3 protein-coding genes and 2 pseudogenes are annotated in these 4,681 nt (G+C 63.0%); 2 read left to right on the top strand and 3 right to left on the bottom strand.

All coding sequences use genetic code 11. The features are described 5' to 3' along the window. From flgK to FV226_RS26785, 3 genes are all read right to left on the bottom strand, one after another. A partial coding sequence (gene flgK, locus FV226_RS26775; RefSeq protein ID WP_147765313.1) for a flagellar hook-associated protein FlgK occupies positions 1 to 1,133 on the bottom strand: 1,133 nt, incomplete at its 3' end. A 45-nt stretch (positions 1,134 to 1,178) separates the two neighbouring features. Then, positions 1,179 to 2,582, bottom strand: coding sequence for a flagellar hook-basal body complex protein (locus FV226_RS26780; protein WP_147765314.1), 1,404 nt, complete (start codon positions 2,580 to 2,582; stop codon positions 1,179 to 1,181). 224 nt (positions 2,583 to 2,806) lie between these two features. After that, the gene (locus tag FV226_RS26785; RefSeq protein WP_147765315.1) at positions 2,807 to 3,049 is read right to left on the bottom strand and encodes a hypothetical protein; all 243 of its coding nucleotides are present in this window, start codon (positions 3,047 to 3,049) and stop codon (positions 2,807 to 2,809) included. 262 nt (positions 3,050 to 3,311) lie between these two features. Here FV226_RS26785 and FV226_RS26790 point away from each other — a divergent pair. Continuing rightward, positions 3,312 to 3,614 (top strand): annotated as a pseudogene (locus FV226_RS26790) (tyrosine-type recombinase/integrase); the annotation flags it as partial. A gap of 479 nt (positions 3,615 to 4,093) precedes the next feature. Next, positions 4,094 to 4,518 (top strand): annotated as a pseudogene (locus FV226_RS28820) (hypothetical protein). The last annotated feature ends 163 nt before the right edge of the window (positions 4,519 to 4,681 follow it).

Here is a 4,681-nt window from a genome sequence, read left to right on the forward strand (position 1 = left end):
CTGCTAGGGTCGACAGGGGCGGTATCACCTTTTGATGCGATCAAGATGATATTGCGCATAGTTCCGTTTATAGTCACGGGCAGCGTGATGGTGTTGCCAACCTGAAGGCCGACCATACCGGACTGGCCACTAACGAGGTCCACGGTCGCACTGTTTCCGCTCACGGTACCGATCGCCGTCTTGTCAGTGAGCGCGCTCGCCATCCCCCCCGCGAGGTCGTCGAGCTGGCGCTGCACCTGGGGCAGCGTGGTGTCGCGCAGTTCGAGGTTGGCGGCGAGCGATCCCGAGCGCAGCACGCCCGGCGCGCCGAGGTCGATCTTGCCGCCGCCCGGCGTGGTCGCCGTGATGGTGCCGACGCTGCGCTGGTCGGGATCGGTCGAATAGGTCGAATTCGCGCCGAGGGTGGTGCGCCCGTCGAAGCCGAGCGTCGCCGCCGTGCCGCCGGTGACGAGGTTCACGCCGGAGCTGGTGGTGATCGAGAGGGTGCCGTCGCGCTGCTCGGTGGTCTGGACGTCGAGGTAGCCGGACAGCTCGGTGACCTTCTGGTCGCGCTGATCCTTGAGGTCGGCGAGCGTCAGGTCGTCGGTGGTCGACTGGATCTTGACGTTGAGCGCGGCGATGCCGCCGAGGAGTGAACTCGCGCTGGCGGTTTGGCTGCCGAGGCTCGATTCGATCCCGGTGCGCAGAGCCTGAACGCTGTTAGCGATGCCGTTGATGGTGTTGGCGAGGTTCGAGGCGGTGCTGAGCACGGTGCTTCGGGCGGCCGCCGAGGTCGGGTTCGCGGCGAGGTTCTGCAGCGAGCCGGTGAAGCCATTGACGAGGCCGTCGAGCGCGGTCGTGCTGCCCGGCGTGCCGAACAGCGAGTCCACCTGCCCGGCGATGTCGGCCTTGGTACTGGTGTAAGCGGAGCCGGCGGTCTCGAGGCGCAGCTGCTTCAGCGCTGCCGCGTCGAAGCTCCGGGTGATCGTGCCGACGGAGACGCCCGAATTGCCCGGCCCCGACGAGATCGTTGAGATCGTCCGCTTGACGTAGCCGGCGGTACCCGCGTTGGCGACGTTCTGCGAGACCAGCCCGATGGCGGTCTGGGTCGCCTTCAGGCCCGCCGTGGCCGTCTGGAGCGCGTTCAGGGGCATGTCGCCGACGATCCTCTCTCATTGCCGCGCGGGGACGGCCGGTCCTCAGCGGATGATGTTGAGCAGGTCGGACATCATCGTCTGCGCGGTCGACATCACCTTCGTGTTGGCAGAGTACGCCTGCTGGGTAACGATTAACTTTGAGAATTCACTCGCAATGTCGGTGTTCGACGACTCGACGCTGGAGCCGACCACCGCCGATCCGTCCAGCCCCGCGAGCGGCACGCCGGAATCGAGCGTCTGCGCGTAGGTGCCGTTCGACAGCGGCTTCAGCCCATCTGGATTGATGAAGCGGGCGACCCCGACCTGCGCGAGCTTCACCGCTGAGCCGTTCGAGAACGACCCCATGATGCTGCCGTCGTCGCTGACCGAGACGGAGTTGAGTGTTCCTGCGGCGTATCCGTTCTGCGTGAGCGCGTTCGTCGTCACCGCGCCGGACGAGGCTGCGTATTGAGTCAGCGTGGTCTTGTCGAAGGCGAGGTTGATGCTCCCGAGTTTGGTGCCGTTCACCGTCAGGTCAGTGATGGTCGCGCCGTCGGACGGCTCCAGCAGCTGGCCGCTGCCGTCGAAGGTGAAGCCGGTGCCGGCATTGATCCAGGCGGAATTATCGGCCGAGATGGTACTGTCGGAGGCGTAGAACAGGTTCCAGATCGCCGGCGTTGGCTTGCTCCCCGCCACAGCCGGATCCGCAGCCTTTGCGTCCTGGATCTTCGCCCAGCGGGTATTGACGCTCACTGGCGCTCCCGACGTCGTGTAAGCGGTGACCACAGGACCAGATATGCTGTTGGCGACGAAATCCTTGGCATCTGCCGCTGTGACCTGCTTGGCAGGAACGGACTTGTCTGGCGTACCCGTCGTATCAGTGACGAGCGCACCCTTGTTGGTTGGCGCGTAAAGCGAGGATTTCGACGTTGTGGTTGGCGTCGCAGGTAGGTTCGCGCCGTAGGTGATGGTGGTGGTCGCATGGGCTGGCATCAACCGATTGCCAATCTGGATCGGGCCGGTGCTCGACACCTGTCCCGTCGCCGCATCGTAGTTCTGACCCTGGAGGTAGCTGCCGGCACCATTGACGAGTAAGCCATCCTTGTCGGGGGCGAAGTCGCCGCGGCGGGTGTAGACCGGTGTGCCGGAGAAACTTGCCTGCCCGTTGGCGTCGCCAGTCTTGGCCATCACCGTGAAGAAGCCATTGCCGTTGATGGCCATGTTGGTCGCGACGGTGGTCGAGGCGATGTTGCCCTGAAGACTGTTGGTCAACTGCGCCTGCGCCAGCACCGTGCCGGCGACCTCGTGCTTCGGCGTCTGCTCGGCCAGCAGGTCGACGAAGCTGGTGTCGATGCGCTTGTACCCGGTGGTCTGCGAGTTCGCAATGTTCCCGGAGATGTTGTCGATGGCGTAGGACTGGGCCTTGAGGCCCGAGACCGCCGTCTGCAACGCGGTGAAGATGTCCATGATAAGCCTCGACGATTATTTCGGCATTGACCAGCAATTATAGCGCCAGACAAAATCCTCAATCGAGGCAATGCTTTGGATAATGATCTGCCTCGCCACCACTCCTGGCGACGGAATATTTTGCCCCTTCAAGGCAAATTTTGCCTATCTCGCATCTTGGCGGTGCTGAAACTTGAGCAGCAAATGATTGGATTGATTTGCTATGGATTGTTTGGAAGGGCGTCTCAGACTTCCGTCATCGTCCCTTCCAGCATGGCCTGGACCACCGACGGGGTAATGATTGCGCTGGCCCTTTGGCCGAGCAGCGTCGCCAGATCCTGAGCATTGGCCAGGGACGGGTCGCGTAGGCGGATCGAGACGATGGCATCACCACCCTGACGGATCGCCACCCCGAACTCGCCGGGGGCGACCTCCTCCGCGATGAAGTGCTGGTCCATGCCGTGAATGCCGGTGATGCCGAAGGCCATGTGAGCGTATCCGTCAGGAGAGGAATTGCGTGTCAGTGAAGGTAGCACGTTGCAAAGTCAGATCAGAACGAGCAGCATGCTTCTGGCGCATGTGATGTGTCTGATATGATAGGAAATGTAGGGATTTATGGAAGTATCATCACGAGTGACGCATGGCTGAAGCCGGTTGCAATTGGCCATCCGACCGGGGTGCGCCTGATCCGTCGATCAAGGTCTCGGGGGAGCCAGTCCTTTCGTCTTCTCCAGGAAGGCTACAAGCGCTTTTGCCCGGTCTATGTCGAAGACGGCGGCTGCGGTATCGCGGTCAGGTCGGATCAGAGCCAAAGCTCTGACGGATCGTAGCATCGGGGACATCGTGAAGCACTACGCCGGAGCGGCTGGGTTCGATCCGGCGGCTTTCGGCGGTCATAGCCTGCGCGCTGGGTTCGTAACGACGGCCGCCGAGCGGGGCGCCGATCTCGCACGGATCATGGAGGTGTCGGGCCACCGCGATCCGAGGACAGTGCTCGGGTACGTTCGTCGAGCGAACGCCTTCAAGGATCATGCGGGGAGCGCGTTTTTGTAACCTGTGCCTATTCAAAAAGGAGTTGATTTAGGAGGTTGTGTTGCTTTTCAGGCATCGCTTGTCTGATTATAACCGTCCAAGCCCCTGGTTTTAGGGGGAACACTGCCATGTACCGACACGTTACCGCTGTTCTTATCGCCTCGATTAGTCTGGCCGCCTGCCAGACCGCTACGCCTGGCCCGCAGCAGGTAGCTGTGTTTCAAGAGGACGTCGCACGACTTCGTGCCGATCGTGATGCAAGGCGCATCTCGTATACGGAGTGGGCCGAGCGCACGGGTCCAGCCGTACGGGCAAACGTCACGCTCAGCCCAGATCAGGAAGCGGCGATTGCCTACCGGAAGCAGCTTGCCCGGCGCGTAGACGCGGGTGAGATGACGCCGCGGCAGTTCGAACGCGAGAGCGCTCTCACTCTGTCTCGCGTGAAGTCGGGCAAACAGGGCGTCTAGCGCCAGCTGCTCTGGCGGCCAATACTTTCTCTGATGCCCATCCGGCGCGAGCACCGTTACTTCTACCCGATCGACTGGTCGCATCTGTCGCACGAGATCCGCTTCCGGCGTGCTGGTGGTGCCTGCGAGGGCTGCGGACGGCCGCACGGGCGCCTCCCATCTACCATCTCGGCGACGGGCGCTGGTGGGACGCCGAGGTCGGCGCTTGGCGTGATGGGCGGGGCAGGAGCCTTGCACGGCTGCCGGCGCTGGCTGACTTGGTCGCGGGCCTGCGGACCACACGCGTGGTGCTGGCCGCCGCACACCGGGATCACGACACCGCCAACAACGCAGCCACGAACCTCGCCGCCTTCTGCCAGCGCTACCACATAATCCACGATCGCCCAGAGCACCGTCGTCGCCGGTGGCGCACACTGTTCTTACGCCGTGCCATGGGTGACCTATTCCGAGGCGCCTAGAGCGGCATCCGATCAGGCTGAATCAATAGGGTTTACTGATCGGCCCCCACGAGGTGGTCCAAGGGTAAAATTAGTGCACGGTGGGCCGCTCCGCCACGGGTAGCTTGGCCGGCGGAGCTGGTCTGGCAAGCGCAGCCGGCCAAGCGGAGAAGGCTGGCATGAA

It is taken from the genome of Methylobacterium sp. WL12, assembly GCF_008039475.1.
Classification (GTDB): domain Bacteria; phylum Pseudomonadota; class Alphaproteobacteria; order Rhizobiales; family Beijerinckiaceae; genus Methylobacterium; species Methylobacterium cerastii.

What these genes read in the sequence shown, in the direction of transcription:
- FV226_RS26785 (WP_147765315.1), bottom strand. Translation starts at nt 3,049, where the DNA reads ATGGCCTTCGGCATCACCGGCATTCACGGCATGGACCAGCACTTCATC.
- FV226_RS26780 (WP_147765314.1), bottom strand. Translation starts at nt 2,582, where the DNA reads ATGGACATCTTCACCGCGTTGCAGACGGCGGTCTCGGGCCTCAAGGCC.